The sequence below is a fragment of the Gordonia sp. ABKF26 genome, assembly GCF_041103195.1.
GTDB classification, from domain to species: domain Bacteria; phylum Actinomycetota; class Actinomycetes; order Mycobacteriales; family Mycobacteriaceae; genus Gordonia; species Gordonia terrae.
On record NZ_JBGCVZ010000003.1, the window covers coordinates 1,122,552 to 1,138,481 of the forward strand.

Genomic DNA, 15,930 nt, shown 5'->3' on the forward strand with positions numbered 1-15,930 from the left:
CGGCCTTTCGTCTAGGTCGTCCGCCGCCGGGTCGCGGAACGCGAGGCTGGGTACCACGGGGCGGTGTACTACAGGTAACCGTAATTCGTTGCGCCACCGGAGCGCTGCCAAGGCTGGCCTAATTACGCTGGTCTACCTCATGAGTGATGATACTCGCGAGTAACTTACTGTCGAGTCAGGGTGCTCGACGCCACCTCCGGCGACGGGGTGCTCGACGGTGTCACCGCGTGCGGGCGACCTTCTCGAGCTCTTCGAGGGCCGTGTCGAGGTGCGTGAGCAGGCGTTGCAGGCTCGGGAGCTGGGCCCGCGCGCCGATCAGGCCGAAATTGATGTGCTCGGCGGTGCTGGTCACCGTGATGTTGAGGGCCAGGCCCTGCGTCGGGATGGAGACGGGATACACGCCGTCGAGGCGGGCGCCGTTCCAGTAGAGGTGCTTGGACGGCCCGGGCACGTTGCTGATGATGATGTTGAACTGCGGCGGGACGTATTGCACGAAGCCGGGGACGGTGGCGAACGCCAGCGGTGCGAAGTTGGCCGCGCCGAGCGCGAGGGCCTGCAGCGGGCGCAGTCCGCGGACCACCGACTTGCTGTGCCGGGCCGACTCCACGAGCTTGTCCAGGCGACGTTCGGGATCCGGCTCGTCGGTCGCCAGGCTGACCAGTATGGCGGTGACCGCGTTGCCGTCGTCGTCTCCGTCGGTGTGCATCGACACCGGCACCGCGGCTATCAGCGGCGCGTCGGGGAGCGCGTCCTGATCGATGAGGTATGACCGCAGGGCTCCCGAACACATGGCGACGATGACGTCGTTGAGGGTGATGCTGCGGGCGTCGGCCACCGCCCGGAGACGAGTCAGTTCCCACTGCTGCGAGGCGAACCGGCGGGCGCTCCCGATCGCGACGTCGAGGATGGTCCGCGGTGCGCGGCCGAGCGGCGCCACGAATTCGGGATCCCGCACCCCGGAGACCGCGACCTTCGCCGCCGCCGGCCCCATACCCGCGACCTGACCCGCCACATTGGCGAGCCCGGACACCCGGCTGCGCAGACTCGGCGCGGGACGCGGCCGGCGCCGCTCGGCCAGTGCCGGGTCCCAGGGTGCGGTGCCCGACCGGTCGTCGGGATCGGTGGACAGCGTGCGTTCGAGCAGCCGCAGCGCGGAGACGCCGTCGACCAGGGAATGGTGGATCTTGGTGTACAGCGCGACCCGATCGTCGTCGAGTCCTTCGATGACGTGGATCTCCCACATCGGACGGAACCGATCCATCAGGGCCCCGTGGTTGAGGGAGACGTATCGCAGCAGTTCACGAATGCGGCCCGGGCGGGGCAGGACCGCGCGCCGGACGTGATAGTCGAAGTCGATGTCGTCGTCGTAGGACCAGGCAACGTTGCCCAGCAGCGTGACCGGCGAGGCCGGCCGCTTGCGGAAGAGCGGATGGACGTCGGTACACCCGCAGAACGCCTCGATGATCTCCTCGGCGAGCTCACTCGACGACTGGCCCGCACGTGGGACGAACAGCTGGAGTCCCCCGACATGCATGGGTTGCTCGCGCGTCTCCGCCAGCAGGAACATCGACGAGGTGACCGGCATGTACGGCATTCGCACCATCACTTTCACACCGCGGAGTGGTGCGCACAGGCTGAACGCGACCGAGTCCTCCAAGTATCGCGGGGTGACCGCCGGGCCCGGGCTGGAATGGGCATGTTCACCGCCGGGCGCCCTACGTTGTAGGGGTGAGATCAGGTGTTCGTCTGGTGCTGCCCGTACTGCTGGTGTCGATCGAACTCTGGATCACGCTGGCGGCCACCTGGATGTACGTCGCGTCGGTGGGCAGGATCGACGATGCGATGGCCCCCGCGTCCCGGTCGACGCTGCTGGTGCTGGGTTCGCTCGCCTACGACGGGTCGCCCGGTGACTACGTGCGCGGCCGCCTCGACACTGCGCTGGAGCTGTACCGGGCCGGCGGGGTCGATCGGATCATCAACTCGGGCAACGGTTCCGAGGAGGCCGGAAACGAACCGGCGGTGATGCGGCGCTATCTCGAGGAGCGCGGGGTGGCGTCGCGGGTGATCACCGACGACCCGGCCGGTCTCGACACGGCGGCGAGTTGCCGTCGCGCGCGGGAGGTGTTCGGCGTCGACGACGTGGTGATCGTGACCCAGGGCTTCCACCTACGCCGCGCCATCGCGTTGTGTCGAGATCAGGGTGTCGATGCCCGCGGTGTGGCGGCCCGATGTGACTGCCCCGCCTGGACTCTCGTTCGCAATCACGTCCGCGAGACGGTCTTCGCCGGGCCGCGTGCGCTGCTGACCGCGGTGGGTTGACGGGTGTGACGCGGTCGATTGCTCCTCACTTGTGTGACCGATTCAGGGCATTTGTCGCTAAGTAAGTTAGGCTTTCCTCGCTCGGTCGGGGGTTCATGTCCAGAGGGTGTGCGAAGGGGAGTCGGAAGTGCAAACACAACGATGGGTTCGACGTATGGTCGCGACGGGCAGTGCCGCGATCATGGCGGCGGGGCTGCTGGCCGCGTGCGCGGGAAGCGACTCCTCCAGCGACGACGAGGCGCTCGTTCTCTACTCGGGACGTTCGGAAGCCCTGGTCGGGCCGCTCGTCGAACGGATCGATGCGACGATCCCGGTGACCGCCGCATACGACAAGAAGGCCGCCCAGATCCTCGAGGAGGGAGAAGGCACCCCGGCTGACCTCTTCTTCGCCCAGGACGCCGGCGAACTCGGTGCGCTGGCCGAGGCGGGGTTGCTGGAACCGCTTCCGGCCGACATCGCCGAGAGCATTCCCGAGCAGTACCGCTCGGAGACCGGGTCGTGGGTGTCGACGTCGGCTCGTTCACGAGTTCTCATTTACGATCCGCGACAAGTGGATTCCGCAATGCTTCCCGCCGGCATCGATGGACTGCTGGCGCCCGGAATGCGCGGCAAGGTCGGCTACGCGCCGACGAACGCGTCTTTCAAGTCTTTCGTGACCGCGCTCCGACTCACCCGGGGCGACGATGGCGCGCGCGCATGGCTCACCGCATTCCTCGCCAACGACCCAAAGTCGTTCGAGGGCAACGGACCCATCGTGGAGGGCGTGAACACAGGGCAGCTCGCCGCAGGTCTCACGAACCACTATTACTGGGTTCAGGAAGTCCAGGAGAAGGGCATCGAGAATGTTCCGGGACGGTTGCACTTCTTCTCCGACGGTGACCCGGGGGCCCTCGTGAACGTGGGTGCCATCGGTGTCCTGAAGACCGCCGGGAACAAGGAGGAGGCCTTCGAGTTCGTCCGTCAGCTCCTGACCCCGGAGACGCAGACCTACTTCGCCACCGAGGTGGGTGAGTATCCGGTGATCGGCGATGAGCCGCTTCCGGTGGAGGGCCTGCCGACACTGGCGGAACTGACGCCGCCGCAACTAGCACTCGACGAACTCGCCGACGTCGTCGGCACCGACGAGTTGTTGAACGAGGTCGGCGCTGTCTGATCTGTTGCACAGCAGCAGTGAGATCCGTCCCGGCCGTAGAATGCGGTCGGGACGAATCGCGTTGGGCGGGGTCAGTATCGGGGTCGCCCTGCTGCTCGTGACCCCGGCGATCTATCTTGTTGTTCGGGTCGCCGGGATCGGGGTCGACCAGGCGACCGCGCTGCTCTTCCGCCCGCGTACCGGTCAATTGCTCTGGCGTACAGTGCAGCTCGCAGTGGTAGTGACCGCCGCGTCGACCTTGATGGGGGTCGTGTTGGCGTGGTGCGTGGTTCGCGGTGTGGCGCGCGGGCGCGCCGTGGTCATCGCGCTGCTTGCCGCCCCGCTGGCGATCCCGTCGTACGTGTCCGGCTTCGTATGGACTCGTCTGTTCCCGGGTTTCGAAGGTCTGTGGGCGGCGGCGCTTGTCCTGACCCTGGTGTGCTATCCGCTTGTCATGCTGCCCACGATCGCCCTGCTCTCCGGCGCCGGGCGGGCAGAGGAAGACGCCGCTCGCACTCTCGGATGCGGCCCCGTCGGGGCGTTTGTACGGGTGACCCTGCCACGTGTCCGTGCCGGTGTCATCGCGGGCGGCCTCCTCGTCGCGCTCTACACGATCAGTGATTTCGGTGGTCCTGCGATCGTTCGGTTCGAACCCTTCACGGTCGGCATCTACAACGCGTACAACGGGACCCTGGACCGGTCGGTCGCCGCGCTGTACGGACTGGTGCTCGCGGTGTTCGCGATGGTCTTGGCCGTCGGTGAGCGCCGAGTACGGCGCAGGGTCGACTCGCGCCCGTCCCCGATGCGGCCCCGGACGGCGGAGAACAGGCCGACGGCCTGGGGCATGATCGTCGCCACCGGCGTGGTGGGAGTCTGCGTTCCGGTCGCCGGGTTGCTGCGAGAGCTCAGCGAATCGCGTCGACTCGGATTCGACGGTGTCGGCGAACTGCTTGCCTGGATCATCCCCTACGCGCGCACCACGACTGTGCTGTCGGTGCAAGCCGCGATCGTCATCGCAGTTCTCGCAATACCGCTGGCGTTCTTCATTTCCCGCCCTCGGAGTCGTACCGGCGACGCCGTCGAGATGGTGTCCTATCTGGGCTACACACTGCCTGGTGTGACGGTCGCGCTGGCGATGGTCTTCGCGGGAACCCGAGCCCTGCCGGAGCTGTATCTCACCGCCACCATGCTCATCGCGACCTACGTGGTGCTGTTCATGCCTGTCTGCCTCGGGCCGGTCCGGTCAAGTGTGGATGCGGTCGCGCCCGCGGTGTCCGAGGTGTCCCGGACACTGGGTGCAGGGCCGCTTGCCACCGCCATACGCGTTCAGCTCCCGTTGGCCACACCCGCTGTGCTGGCTGGCTCGGCGCTGGCATTTCTCTCGGTGGCCAAGGAACTTCCGGCCACATTGATGCTTGCGCCGATCGGAACCCGGACTCTTGCGACGGATATGTGGAGTCTCAACAACGACATGAACTACGGACGCGCGGCCGTGCTCGGCCTGGTGCTCATAGTCGTCTCGTCGATACCGACCGCGGTACTGTCCGCGCTGTTCGGAAGGGCTCGGCAAACATGACGGATGCCATACGCGTGGAGGGTATCTCGGTCGGTTACGGAGACGCGACCGTGCTCGACGGGTTGTCTTTGCATGTCCCTACCGGGTCGATCACCGCGGTGATCGGGCCATCCGGATGCGGGAAGACGACCCTGCTGCGCGCCATCGCCGGGCTCGAACCGATCCGGGCGGGCCGCGTCGAGATCGATGGGGTCGAGGTCGCTTCGTCCGGCCCCGATCGCGAGCGTCATGTGAACGTGCCGCCTGAGCGGCGTCGCTTCGGGCTCGTCCCCCAGGAGGGCGCTCTCTTCGACAACCTGTCCGTGGCGGGCAATGTGGGGTTCGGGCTCGGTCCCTGGTGGCGGCCGACGGCCGGTCGCGCCGAACGGATCGCCGAACTGCTCGAGGCCGTCGGCCTCGGCGAATTCGGCGCACGGCGTCCGGGATCGCTGTCGGGAGGCCAGCGTCAGCGGGTGGCCCTGGCGCGCGCGCTCGCACCCCGCCCGGCGGTGATCGCCCTGGATGAACCGTTTTCGGCACTCGATGCTCAGCTTCGTACCCATCTGCGCGAGCACGTACGCGACACCATGTTGGCCGAGGGCGCGAGCGGACTTCTTGTCACCCACGATCGCGAGGAAGCGATGGCGATGGCCGACCGCATCGTGGTGGTGATGCAGGGGCGAGTGCGTCAGGTCGGGCTCCCCGAGGAGATATACCTGGAGCCTGTCGACAGCGAGGTCGCCAAGATGTTCGGCGCGGTGACCGAGTTGACGGCCTCCGCGGACGGAGAGACCGTGTCGTGCGTGGCCGGACGGTTACGGATTCGTCGACCCGCCCACGGACCAGGGGTGGTGATGTTGCGACCGGAGGACCTCGAGATCGTTACCGGAATCCCCGGCGACGGAAGCGCTGAGGTGGTCTCGGTGCGTCCACGGGGCAGCCACACCGACATCCGGGTATCGGTACCGGCCCACCGAGGAGATCGGCAGACCGAGATGTCCGTGCGCGCAGAACCGGGCTGGGCCGGTTCGCCGGGCTCCGTCATCGACTATCGGCAACGACGACCTGTTCACTTCCACCGTTCCGGGTGAGGTGGTGAATCTGCCGTTCACCACCACTGCAGCGACCGTTGGAGGTCGGCTTCGACGGCGGGGATGAGGCTGCGCACGAAGGTCGCCGAGAGGTGGTGGAAGTCGTGCCACACCAGGATGTTCCCGACCACCGCGGGGCAGTACCGGTCGTCGCACATGGCGTCGGTGTAGTCGAGGAAACTCATGTTGGGGAACTCGCCGGCAAGCGCGGCGGCGGGGTCGGTCGGTGCCATCGCCTGATCGCGCGGGACGCCGCACACCTCGGGTTTGCGGCCGCTCGCGAGACACTCCGGCGGCTTGAGTTGGCCCGTGGCCCAGGGGTTGTCGCGGACCGCGACGACCCGCTGCCCGCGGTCGCGGAACTGGGCGAAGATCTCCTCGTAGTCCTTGGGGACGTAATCGCCGTCGCCCGACTCGACCGGGCGCGTGCTGTTGGTGAACACCACGTCGGGTTTGTCGACGGCCAGCTGCTCCATGACGCGACGCGACCAGTCGTTGCACTGGTAGTACTTCTGGCCGAACCAGGTGAAGACGTGCTCGGTGGTGAGGGCGCAACCGACCTTGAGGTAGGTGGTCACGCGGAAGTGGTGGCGCTTGCCGATGTCGTTGAGCGCGGTGATCCATTGCTCGGCATGCGATCCGCCGACGAGGGCGATGGTCCGGGTGGCGTCGACATCCCCGTAGTACCCGACCTTGATCGACGGGTCCTTCCACCCGCTGATGATCGAGTCGTAGGAGGTGATCGGCCAGTCCATGTCGACGACGTTCGGGCTCGGCTGCGCCGTGACGTTGGGGACGGGCGCGCCGTCGAGGAACGCGCGCGCTCCGGGGTAGAGCCGCGGGTCGAGATTCTGCGTGTCCAGAGTGGCGTTGGCGGCGTCGCGCTGCCAGGTCACCGCCGCGAAACCGGCCGCGACGCTGATGACGACGAGGACCGCGACGAGCGAGCGACGGTAGCCTCTGGTCTTCTCGAACGGCGACCGCGCGACCGGGCCATCGGCTTCGGGCGGTACCGGGGACTTCGTCCGCTTCGGCGATCCCGCACGCAGCGGCGCCTCGACGTACTTCGTCGTCAGCCAGGCCAGCAGGACCGACACGGCCAGGATGGCGGTGCCCTCGAACCACGACACGTCGTCCTGATAGCGCCACGCCAGGTAGAAGATGAGCAGCGGCCAGTGCCACAGGTACAGCGCGTACGCGATCGAGCCCAGCCACACGAGTCGCGGATGCGCGAGGCCGCGGCTGACCCCGGAACGGATCGAGGTCTGGCTCTTCCCCGTCGTCTGATCGATGGGGGCGGTCTGCGACGAGCCGACCCAGATGAGGAGCAGCGTCGCACCGACCGGGACGAGGGCCCAGGCCGCGGGGTACTCCTGGACGCCGGCGATCCACCAGCCGCACGTGATGATGAGGCCGAGGGCGACCACGCCGAGCAGGTCGCGCACCCGTTGCGACAGTGCGATCCGCGGCATCCACACCGCGAGGAGGCCACCCACGAGCGGTTCCCACAGACGGGCGACGGTGTCGTAGTACGTGAACGGCTGGTTGATCCCGTGGCGGTGGTTGGCCCATGCGAACGAACCCAGAGCGACGACGCCGAGCGCGATCCCGACGACCCCGCGGACCACCTTGGGATCGGCGAAGAACGCGGACCGTCGGCCGAGAGCACGCAGCACCGCGCCCAGCGCCAGCGCGCACACGAGGGTGAGGACGAAGAACTGGCCCTGCATCGACATCGACCAGAGATGCTGCATCGGGCTGTTCGCGGAGTCGGCGGCCGCGTAGTCCTGCGACAAGAACGCGAGGTGCCAGTTCTGGTAGTACAGCGCGCTGGCCTGCAGTTCGGCGCCGAGCGGTCCCCAGCGCGTCGTCGGCATGATCAGCGCGATCAGTCCGGCGGTGACCGCGAGCACCAGCAGCAGTGCGGGCAGCAGCCGGCGGAGCAGTCGAGAGAACCGTGGCCACGGATTGATCGCCGCGCCCCAGGAACTCGTCGCGGGCTGCGTCGCGAGGACGTGCTTGAGCAGGGAGGCGACGAAGAAGTAGCCCGACAGGGTGAGAAAGACGTCGACGCCGCCGGACACCCGGCCGAACCAGACGTGGAAGATCGCCACGAGCGCGATCGCGATACCGCGTAGCCCGTCGAGGTCCAGCCGGTACCCGGAGGTGTTGCCGGTCGCGGCATCCTCGTTCGGGGTCGCGACAGGTGTCGCATCGGTCAGGGGCGTACGCACAGAGGGCGATGGTACTTGGCCGCACCTGAGCGCAGCCTGGCACGAGCGGGGTGTCGCCGGACCTCACAGCAGACTCTTCGGTTCGCCGATCCGCTCGGAGTCGGTGCCTGGGTCGGCAGGGCGTCGTACCATCCCCCGCATGCTGCTCTTGTCGATGGGTGTGTCGGTCGATGGCTTCATCTCCGACCGTGACGGGAATTTCGACTGGTCAGTTCCATCCGACGACCTGTTCGCGTTCCACACCGAGCGGGTCGGCGAGCTCGGTGCCTTCGTGTGCGGCCGTCGGCTATACGAGACGATGCTGGTCTGGGAGACGGACCCGCGGATGCGCGAGAACGCGGCGGATGCCGCGTTCGCCGACATCTGGTCGGCGCTGCCCAAGGTGGTCTTCAGCCGCACCCTCACGACGGTCGAGGGCAACGCCCGGCTGGCGCAGGGGTCCCTGGCCGACGAGCTCGCCGCGGTACTGGACTCCACGGACGCCGACGTGGAGATCGGTGGCGCCGACTTGGCATGGCAGGCAATCGAACTCGGCTTCGTCGACGAATTCCGCATCTTCCGGTACCCGGTCATCGTCGGTGGCGGTACACCGCTGCTCCCGCCGGTCACCGACGCTGTCCGACTGGAGCTCGCCGAGACCCGGACCTACGGCGGGCAGGTGATCTACGAGCGCTACCTCCGCGTGCGCGACGACACGTAGGCTCTCCGCTTTCCCGGTACGACGCACGCCATTCGTTCTCGGTGCGTCTAAACCTTCAGCCACAGCACTCGCCCCGGCACCCTGTCGAGCAGCCATTCCACGCCGACAACCAGGGGAGATCCACTCATGACAGCACGACGATCGGTCGCGATCATCGGGGCCGGGCTGGCCGGGACCAGCGCGGCACTCGGATTCGTCGACGCCGGATTCGACGTCACGCTCTACAGCGACCGAGACCGCGAGTCGCTGCGCGACAAGGTGCCGCCGACCGGGGTCGGGGTGCTCTTCGGAAAGCCGCGCGAGTGGGACGCCGAGATCATCGACGACCTGTACGAGGTCGGCAACACGACGGGTATCAGCGCTCGTCTGTACTCGGGCACGGGCGACGAGCGCGCCGCGGTCCTCGAGTTCAATCCGGACTACGGCTACGTCGCACAGGCTGTCGACCTGCGCCTGCGTGCCGACGACCGCCTGGCCCGGTTCCTGGACCGCGGTGGACGATTCGAGGTCGGGCAGATCGGGCTCGACCGCCTCGACGCGATCGCCGCCGACGCCGACATCACCCTCGTCGCGACCGGCAAGGGCGGTTTGTCGACGCTCTTCCCGGTCGACGAATCACGTAGTCACTACCGCGAACCGCAGCGTCGTCTGCTGCAGGTCACCCTGACCGGCGTCGACCACGGCCCCGAGTCCTTCGCCTACCGCAGCAGCGCGGGCGGCGACCACTCGCTGTTCAACCTCGATGCCCAGAACGGAGAGATCTTCGTCGGACCGTTCCTGCACAAAGATGCCGGGCCGACGTGGTCGTTCATCGTCTTCGCCAAGCCCGACGGAGCGTGGGCGGCCCGGCTCGACGACGTCCACGACGCGGTGTCCGCCCGGCAGACGATCTCCGGCATCTTCGCGGAGTACTTCCCGGAGGACGCACCGGTCATCGATCAGCTCGAGGTCATCGAGTCCGATCCGGTGTCGTGGCTCAAGGGCGCGGTCACCCCGACTGTCCGGCAGGCCGTCGCCACCACCGCGGGCGGACACCCGGTGGCGGCCATCGGCGACACCGCGATCGCCGTCGACCCGGTCGCGGGCCAGGGGGCAGCCAACACGCTGTTCCAGGTCGCCGAACTCGTCAAGGCCGCACGGGACCACGAGGGTGAGTTCACCGCCGAGTGGCTGTCGGCGGAGTTCGAGAAGCACTGGGAGCGACGCGGACGGGCCGCGGTCGAGGTCACCCGGCTCTACCTGGGCGACCCCGACTACGCGACCCACCTGGAGTTGTCGTTTCCGGCTGCCGCCGTCAGTCCCGCCATCGCGTCGGCGTTGTTCGGTCTGCTCTCCGAACCGAATCCGCTGCTCGGTCTGCGGACCCGTGACGACGTGGAGGGTTTCATCGCCGCGGTGGCCGGAGAGCCGCACGAGGAGGTCCTCGCCCGCTTCGCGCCGGCCGGACAGTTCAGCAGCGCCACCCCGGCGGCCGTGAACGCCTGACGCCAGCCCTCCGGCGTCGATGTGATACGAACGACATCGTCGTTCGAGTCGACGCCGGAGGGGGCAGATGTGAAGTCGGGGTGGACGTTGGCCGACGCGCCACCGCAGACCGGTCGGGTCGCGGTGGTGACCGGCGCGAATTCGGGGATCGGACGCGAGATCGCGCTCGGGCTGGCGACGCTGGGCGCGTGTGTCGTGCTCGCGTGCCGCAATCCCCAGACCTCGGCGGAGGCCCGCGACGACATCGTGGGCAAGGTCCCCGGGGCAGAGCTGGAGCTCGTCGATCTCGACCTCGCGAGTCTGGATTCCGTCCATGACGCCGCCGCCGAGATCCGGCGGCGTCATCCACGGATCGATCTGCTGGTCAACAACGCCGGGGTCATGCGGGCGCGGCGCGAACTGACGCCCGACGGTTTCGAGATGGACTTCGGCACAAACTATCTCGGTCACTACGCACTCACCGGGCTCCTGGCCGATCGCCTGCTCGCCGCGGACTCGGCACGCGTGGTCACCGTGGGCAGTCATGCCCACCGCGCCGGCGCCATCGACTTCTCCGATCTGCCGATGGACCGGACCTTCAGCAGTGCGGGTGCGTACTCGCGAGCGAAACTCGCCCAGATGCTGTTCGCGATGGAACTCGACCGTCGGATGAGAGATGCCGAGGTGTCGGCGATCTCGCTGGCGGCCCACCCCGGTGGCACCCGGACCGGGGTGATGCGTGAGCAGAGCCGGTTCCTCCAGTGGGCCTACCACGCACCGTCGCTGCGCTGGCTGACCGACCGGTTCATCATGGACCCGCCCGACGGTGCACTGCCCGTCCTTCGTGCGGCCACGGATCCGAAGGCACAGGGCGGCGAATACTACGGTCCCGTCGGCAGTCTCGGGCTCGCCGGTCCGCCCGTACTGGTCGAGCCGTCGGTGAAGGCCAAGGACCGCGACGTCGCCGCACGGCTGTGGCACATCGGTGCCGAACTCACCGGGGTGACCATCGACCTCGGTTGACCCCGCTCCCTGAGGTGCGAGGAGCGCTGGCCGCCGGGCCGAGCAAGCGACGAAGGAGCGCGTCGAGGTCGACGAGCCACGAAGGGTCGCAACATGTTCCGTCAGAGCTTGAACCGACCACCGAATGATCGCAGCGGGAGGTCGGCACTCGTCACGATTCCCGGCGGTGCCGCCACGACGGACCGGATCGAGTTGAGGGCCGGGAGTCCGGTGACGGTCATGCCGATGGACGCGAAGTTCTCCGGGTTGGAGAGGTCGAAACCCTTGCGCGGGAAGATCATGTGCTTGGAGTAGATGTTCGGGTCGCCGGTCACCTGGGTGATGTAGCAGGCCTGGATGTTCCAGGACGGGTCGGTGTGCGGCGTCATCTGCCATTCGAGATGCGATTCGACGCGCGCCACGCCGTCGACCATGCCCTGGTACTTGATGTAACTGCCACCGAGTGAACCCTGCGGCAGCTGATACCAGCCGAGGTCGACGTCCTTGGTGCAGGCGCCCAGTTCGTAGGAGAAGGTCACCTCGTCGAGTTCGAGATCGAAGGCGTCGGCCATCAGGTAGACCGAATCCGCGAACACCGCGGTGTACTTGTACAGCGAATCGGGGATGCTGGGGTCGTCGACGGGCAGGCCGTATCCGACCGCCTTCCAGGTGTCGACGGAATGGTGGCAGGAGACGTCGACGGATTCGATCACCGTGACGTTCTCGATGTCGGCGACGTCGGCGGTGTGCACGATCCCGAGGATCTGTGCCAGGCCGGGATTCATGCCGGTGCCGTAGAAGGTGGCTCCACCGCGCTCGCAGGCCTCGGCGATGACCTCGCTGACCTTGCGCCCGGAATGGTGTGGGTGGTTGGTGTCGCGGTGGAACCCGGTGATCCAGTCCGCGGTGGTGACGACGTCGATCCCGGCCTCGAGAACCTCGACGTAGAGATCCTCGTCGGGAAAGACGCCGTGGAACGTGAGCACATCCGGACGGGCGGCGAGGATCTCCTCGACCGTGCCGGTCGCGGTCACACCGACCGGATCGAGACCGACGATCTCGCCGGCGTCGCGACCGATCTTGTCGGGCGTATAGCAGTGCAGGCCAACCAGTTCGAGATCTGGATGCGACTGGATGCGTCCGATCATCTCGGTGCCGAGATTGCCGGTGGCGACTTGGAAGACCCGGATACGTGGGGAGGCGGTCATGGCGGATCCTTTCGGCGGAAGCGGTTCCGGTCAGGGCTGCGCTGCGGCGCGCAGCGCGTCGAGCTCGGATCGGCGGACGCGGACGAACTCTTCCGAGGAGGGCACCGCGCCGCTCGGTGCGGACGGGTCGGCGGTGTCGGGTCCGCCGTCGGGGTAGAACTGACGCGCCCACTTCCGAAGTGCGGTGAAGCCCTCGAACTCCCTGCGGGACAACGCGGGCGGGTCGGAGTAGCGCTGGTGCGCCCAGATGTCGATGTCGGCGGCGAACTGCTCGATGACGAGGTCGGCCATGACGGTGCCGTAGCGGGTGATCTCGCCGGTCTCCTCGCCCGGTTTGCGGCCGATCCACACGGTGAACCGGACGTCGGAGGTGTGCTCGTCGACCGGGGTGACCGCCGGCATGGTGCGATTGTCGACCATGCCCCAGCTCTTGGTCACCGAACACCCGAGCCCGGCGTTGATGGATTCGACTCCACTGGTGGCGTTCTCGAGTGTCGCGCCGTCCTCGAAGGCGATCGTGAAGTCGACGTGGGACACCGGGCCGCCGAAGTCGTGCCGCGTGAACTCCGGCATGAACGGGGTCTTGTGGACGAACTTGAAGTGGGCGAAGTCGACGCCGTTCTCCATGATGTACTGCGGATGGATCTCGAGTCCCGGCCGGAACAGGGTGGCGGCGGGGACCGGCGGGTAGTAGTCGGCGGCGGTGCGGTCGTCGCCGAAGTCGCCGAAGATGTCGGGTACGTCGAAATGTGGTGGGCGGCCGTCGATGTCGTGCCAGATCCAGACAGCCTCGTTGCGTTCGACGACGGGATAGCTGCGGATGCGGCGTCCCCGGTTGGGGTGTTTCTCGTACGGGATGCACACGTTGCGCCCCTCGCGATTCCACTCCCAGCCGTGGAACGGGCACACCAGGTTCTCGCCGTCGACGTGGCCGCCGTGACCGAGATGGGCGCCGAGGTGTTCGCAATAGGCATCGAAGACGGAGACGGCGCCCGAGCGGGACCGCCAGGCGACCATCTCGCGGCCGAAGTACTTCATCGTGTGGACGGCCCCGACGGCGATCTCCGAGCACCAGGCGACCTGGAACCAGCCGGTGGGTGTCATCGACAGGGGCGTTCTCGCCATGGGGTAACGGTAGGTCCCGCCGACGCAGAATGCAAGAGGGTTCTGTGAAAGTTGTCCCTCCTGGTCAGCTGGCGGTTTCGACCAACTCCGGAGTCGACGACGCCGCATGCATGACCCGGTGGATCTCGGCCGTGAAGTCCTCGGCGGCCTCGATGTTCGACGCGTGCCCGGTGTCGAGGACCACGAGGCGGTCGAGCTGGCCGCGGATCGACAGGGCGTGTGCGATGCGCTGGGTCATCGCATGGGGGAGAAGGAGGTCGTGCCGCCCGCCGATCACCGTCGTCGGCACCGAGATCGCCTCCGCGCCGGTGGGTCCCATCGCCAGTTGAAGGAGGGCCACTGCGGCCTTGGCTCGCGAGCTCGGGGTGCACGAGCGGGTCATCGCGAGGACGAATGCGGCGTGGTCGACGGTCGCGGACCGGCCGTTGAGGACGCGGTGGCGGATCACGCTCCTCGTGAACCGGTCACCGGGGAACGGGATCGGTACAGACAGTGCCATCTGCAGGAGCCACAGCGGCGCCTTGATCGGACCGTTCACGAGCGGCAGTACGCGGCTCTCGGTGGCGATGCCACCCCAGGTGGTGTTGGCGAGGATCATTGCCGCCGCTCGAGCCTCGGCCTGGCCGCGATGTCGGTGCGCCCACGCCTGCAGGGTGATGCCGCCCATGCTGTGGCCGACGAAGACCGCCTTGGAAGTGTCGGGGATCGTCTGGGACACCACGGTGGACAGATCGTCTGCCAGCACGTCGGCGTCGAATTTCCGTTTGCCCCAGGTGCTCTCGCCGTGTCCGCGCTGATCGTAGGCGATCACGTGGTAGCGCTCGGCAAGGGCGTTGACCTGTGGATTCCAGTATTCGACGCAACATGACCAGCCGTGCACGAGGACCAGGACGGGTGCGTCTGCGGGGCCGTGGTGAACCACACGCAGCCGTGCGCCGTCGTCGGTGACCGCCCATGAGGTTCGTTCGGGTTCCCGGCTGTTGAAGAGGGCGTCCACGTACTCACGGTTGCGCAGGCGCCGACGCGCCTCGGCCGGCGAGAAACCGGCCAGGGTGTGTCGGGCCGAACCCAGTACATCGGTGGAAATCATGTCGTCCTCCTCGCCCCCGCTTCGTGACAGGTGTCACAGGAGGCCTTGATGATACAAATCCATGCGATGTGTTCCTAGTGTTTCGGAATCACGGTTTGTGCCATATGTCGGGTTGTGTCGAACCGGCCGAGCGCCGGCTCATCCATCGGTCGTCCGCAGTTCGTCACCATCGGGTGATCGGACGGGTAGCCGAGCGAACGATCGCCAAACATCTCGCCGGTCAGGGCGTCGGTGGAGCGTCGTGGCCGTGAACGGTCCGACTACGATCGGCAGCCATGGTCTCCGGTGACTCCCGCATCCCCGACACACGGTCCGCGGACGCCGGTATCCCCGACAGCGGTACTGCCGGCGTCCCGCGGCGGGCGAACAAGCGCGGCCAGGCGACGCGCGACGCGATGCTCGACGCCGCGCTCGTCTCGCTGGCGACGGGTGACCCCGCGTCGGTGTCGGGCAACCGGATCGCCAAGGACATCGGTGCGACGTGGGGCGCGATCAAGTATCAGTTCGACGACATCGACGGTCTGTGGGCGGCAGTGCTGCATCGGACCGCGGAACATCGCGGCGACCTGCCGGTGAGCGTGAAACCCGAAGCGCCACTGGTGGAACGGGTCGCAGCCATCGTCGACCTCATGTACGACGGGCTGACCGCACCCGAGTCGCGGGCCATCGAGACCCTGCGGGCGGCGCTGCCGCGGGATCCGGACGAGCTGCGTCGCCTGTTCCCCAAGACCGCGGCCGAATTCGCCTCGTGGGGACCGTCCTGGATCGACTCATGCCAGCGCGCGTTCGCCGACCTCGACGTCGATCCGGAGCGTGTGCGCGAGGTGGCGGCGTTCCTCCCGGGGGCCATGCGCGGGCTGGTGTCGGAGAAACAGCTCGGCACCTTTCAGGACCAGCAACTCGCCCGCCGCGGCCTGGCCAGGGCCATCGTCGCGCTTCTCGCGGGCTGAGCGTCGGGGGTCACGGCGGTCGAACCTTCAGTCGCCGTCGGAGCTTCGCTGTGCGTTCAA

General features: G+C 67.6%; 13 protein-coding genes. 8 read left to right on the forward strand and 5 right to left on the reverse strand.

What is annotated here, in order from left to right; genetic code table 11:
- Positions 1-220: 220 nt before the first annotated feature.
- A complete protein-coding gene (locus tag AB4Z55_RS05650; protein WP_101821256.1) occupies positions 221-1,594 on the reverse strand; it encodes a wax ester/triacylglycerol synthase family O-acyltransferase in 1,374 nt (457 codons plus the stop codon).
- 212 nt (positions 1,595-1,806) lie between these two features.
- On the opposite strand from AB4Z55_RS05650, the gene AB4Z55_RS05655 reads away from it, so the two are divergent.
- The 4 genes from AB4Z55_RS05655 to AB4Z55_RS05670 all read left to right on the forward strand — a co-directional run bounded on the left by AB4Z55_RS05655 (position 1,807) and on the right by AB4Z55_RS05670 (position 6,097).
- Positions 1,807-2,319: a vancomycin high temperature exclusion protein gene (locus tag AB4Z55_RS05655; protein ID WP_369520985.1), complete on the forward strand. Its 513-nt coding sequence runs from the start codon at positions 1,807-1,809 to the stop codon at positions 2,317-2,319.
- Positions 2,320-2,446: 127 nt separating this feature from the next.
- Positions 2,447-3,472, forward strand: a complete 1,026-nt coding sequence (locus tag AB4Z55_RS05660; protein ID WP_101821184.1) for an extracellular solute-binding protein — start codon at positions 2,447-2,449, stop codon at positions 3,470-3,472.
- A 40-nt stretch (positions 3,473-3,512) separates the two neighbouring features.
- Positions 3,513-5,027 (forward strand): ABC transporter permease, encoded by a 1,515-nt coding sequence (locus tag AB4Z55_RS05665; protein WP_369519343.1) that lies wholly within the window; start codon positions 3,513-3,515, stop codon positions 5,025-5,027.
- Entirely contained in the window at positions 5,024-6,097 is a 1,074-nt protein-coding gene (locus AB4Z55_RS05670) for an ABC transporter ATP-binding protein (protein WP_369519344.1), read from the forward strand. Before AB4Z55_RS05665 ends, AB4Z55_RS05670 begins: the two co-directional genes overlap by 4 nt.
- A 17-nt stretch (positions 6,098-6,114) precedes the next feature.
- Here the strand turns inward: AB4Z55_RS05670 and AB4Z55_RS05675 are convergent, their stop codons facing one another.
- Complete coding sequence (locus AB4Z55_RS05675) at positions 6,115-8,331, reverse strand: acyltransferase family protein (protein ID WP_369519345.1); 2,217 nt, start codon at positions 8,329-8,331, stop codon at positions 6,115-6,117.
- A 139-nt stretch (positions 8,332-8,470) separates the two neighbouring features.
- Here AB4Z55_RS05675 and AB4Z55_RS05680 point away from each other — a divergent pair, with 139 nt between their 5' ends.
- From AB4Z55_RS05680 to AB4Z55_RS05690, 3 genes are all read left to right on the forward strand, one after another.
- Positions 8,471-9,031 (forward strand): dihydrofolate reductase family protein, encoded by a 561-nt coding sequence (locus AB4Z55_RS05680; RefSeq protein ID WP_369519346.1) that lies wholly within the window; start codon positions 8,471-8,473, stop codon positions 9,029-9,031.
- 126 nt (positions 9,032-9,157) lie between these two features.
- Positions 9,158-10,516 (forward strand): styrene monooxygenase/indole monooxygenase family protein, encoded by a 1,359-nt coding sequence (locus AB4Z55_RS05685; RefSeq protein WP_369519347.1) that lies wholly within the window; start codon positions 9,158-9,160, stop codon positions 10,514-10,516.
- 69 nt (positions 10,517-10,585) lie between these two features.
- The gene (locus AB4Z55_RS05690) at positions 10,586-11,518 is read left to right on the forward strand and encodes an oxidoreductase (RefSeq protein ID WP_369519348.1); all 933 of its coding nucleotides are present in this window, start codon (positions 10,586-10,588) and stop codon (positions 11,516-11,518) included.
- 101 nt (positions 11,519-11,619) lie between these two features.
- Here the strand turns inward: AB4Z55_RS05690 and AB4Z55_RS05695 are convergent, their stop codons facing one another.
- The 3 genes from AB4Z55_RS05695 to AB4Z55_RS05705 form a co-directional block, all read right to left on the reverse strand.
- The gene (locus AB4Z55_RS05695) at positions 11,620-12,705 is read right to left on the reverse strand and encodes a dihydrodipicolinate reductase (protein ID WP_369519349.1); all 1,086 of its coding nucleotides are present in this window, start codon (positions 12,703-12,705) and stop codon (positions 11,620-11,622) included.
- A gap of 30 nt (positions 12,706-12,735) precedes the next feature.
- The gene (locus AB4Z55_RS05700; RefSeq protein WP_369519350.1) at positions 12,736-13,830 is read right to left on the reverse strand and encodes a Rieske 2Fe-2S domain-containing protein; all 1,095 of its coding nucleotides are present in this window, start codon (positions 13,828-13,830) and stop codon (positions 12,736-12,738) included.
- Between the two features lie 64 nt (positions 13,831-13,894).
- Complete coding sequence (locus AB4Z55_RS05705; protein ID WP_101821193.1) at positions 13,895-14,920, reverse strand: alpha/beta fold hydrolase; 1,026 nt, start codon at positions 14,918-14,920, stop codon at positions 13,895-13,897.
- 275 nt (positions 14,921-15,195) lie between these two features.
- On the opposite strand from AB4Z55_RS05705, the gene AB4Z55_RS05710 reads away from it, so the two are divergent.
- Entirely contained in the window at positions 15,196-15,870 is a 675-nt protein-coding gene (locus AB4Z55_RS05710) for a TetR/AcrR family transcriptional regulator (RefSeq protein ID WP_248643807.1), read from the forward strand.
- The last annotated feature ends 60 nt before the right edge of the window (positions 15,871-15,930 follow it).

Coding starts and splice junctions, on each gene's coding strand:
- AB4Z55_RS05650 (WP_101821256.1), bottom strand. CDS start 1,594: ATGCCGTACATGCCGGTCACCTCGTCGATGTTCCTGCTGGCGGAGACG.
- AB4Z55_RS05655 (WP_369520985.1), top strand. CDS start 1,807: ATGTACGTCGCGTCGGTGGGCAGGATCGACGATGCGATGGCCCCCGCG.
- AB4Z55_RS05665 (WP_369519343.1), top strand. CDS start 3,513: ATGCGGTCGGGACGAATCGCGTTGGGCGGGGTCAGTATCGGGGTCGCC.
- AB4Z55_RS05670 (WP_369519344.1), top strand. CDS start 5,024: ATGACGGATGCCATACGCGTGGAGGGTATCTCGGTCGGTTACGGAGAC.
- AB4Z55_RS05680 (WP_369519346.1), top strand. CDS start 8,471: ATGCTGCTCTTGTCGATGGGTGTGTCGGTCGATGGCTTCATCTCCGAC.
- AB4Z55_RS05685 (WP_369519347.1), top strand. CDS start 9,158: ATGACAGCACGACGATCGGTCGCGATCATCGGGGCCGGGCTGGCCGGG.
- AB4Z55_RS05695 (WP_369519349.1), bottom strand. CDS start 12,705: ATGACCGCCTCCCCACGTATCCGGGTCTTCCAAGTCGCCACCGGCAAT.
- AB4Z55_RS05700 (WP_369519350.1), bottom strand. CDS start 13,830: ATGGCGAGAACGCCCCTGTCGATGACACCCACCGGCTGGTTCCAGGTC.
- AB4Z55_RS05705 (WP_101821193.1), bottom strand. CDS start 14,920: ATGATTTCCACCGATGTACTGGGTTCGGCCCGACACACCCTGGCCGGT.
- AB4Z55_RS05710 (WP_248643807.1), top strand. CDS start 15,196: ATGGTCTCCGGTGACTCCCGCATCCCCGACACACGGTCCGCGGACGCC.